We start from the raw sequence: 631 nt of genomic DNA, 5'->3' as shown, positions 1-631 counted from the left end.
GGAAAAGATCACCGATCCGATGATGTTGACCTGCGCCAGGCCGCCCCTCATCCAGCCGACCAGGGCAAGGGCGAAGGCGTAGATGCGGCCGGTGACGCCGGCGATGTTCATGAGGTTGCCGGCCAGGATGAAGAAGGGCACCGCGAGCAGCGGAAAGCTCTCCACCCCGGCAATCATGCGCTGGGCCGCGATGATGTCGGGCGCGACGCCGTAGATCACGAGATAAAGCACCGAGGCGGCCGCCATTGAAACGGCGACCGGCACGCCGATCAGCATCAGGACAAGAAAGCCTCCGACCAGAAGCACCATCGCTCAGTCCCCCACCGTTTCGAACGCACCGGGACGCTCGAGCACCGAATAGCCACGCCTGTAGTTGGCGACGAAGACCTGGATCGAGCGCACGAACATCAGCGCGAAGCCGGCCAGCACGGCGTAGAAGAACCAGCGGCGCGGCAGGTTGACGGTGACCATGCGCTCATGCGCCACGATCGAGACGTAGCGCCACATCAGCCAGGTCCCATATGCGAAGAAGACGACACGGATGACGTCGACGCTAAGCGCCAACCAGCGGCCGGCGCGCTCCGGCAAATAGTGGTAGAGCACGTCGACATGGATGTGGCGCGAAATGCGC

Annotated in this window: 2 protein-coding genes; both read right to left on the bottom strand. The window is 63.7% G+C overall.

Annotation, left to right across the window (positions count from 1 at the left end; translation table 11 throughout):
* Positions 1 to 309: TRAP transporter large permease subunit (locus EH240_RS37265; protein ID WP_125007281.1), on the bottom strand; the 309-nt coding region annotated here is incomplete at its 3' end.
* Between the two features lie 3 nt (positions 310 to 312).
* On the bottom strand, positions 313 to 631 hold a 319-nt coding region (locus EH240_RS37260), incomplete at its 5' end, for a TRAP transporter small permease (RefSeq protein ID WP_125007279.1).

It is taken from the genome of Mesorhizobium tamadayense (assembly GCF_003863365.1).
GTDB classification, from domain to species: Bacteria; Pseudomonadota; Alphaproteobacteria; order Rhizobiales; family Rhizobiaceae; genus Mesorhizobium; species Mesorhizobium tamadayense.
The sequence above is the reverse complement of the archived record's forward strand: the minus strand, read 5'-3'. Positions and strand labels throughout refer to the sequence as shown.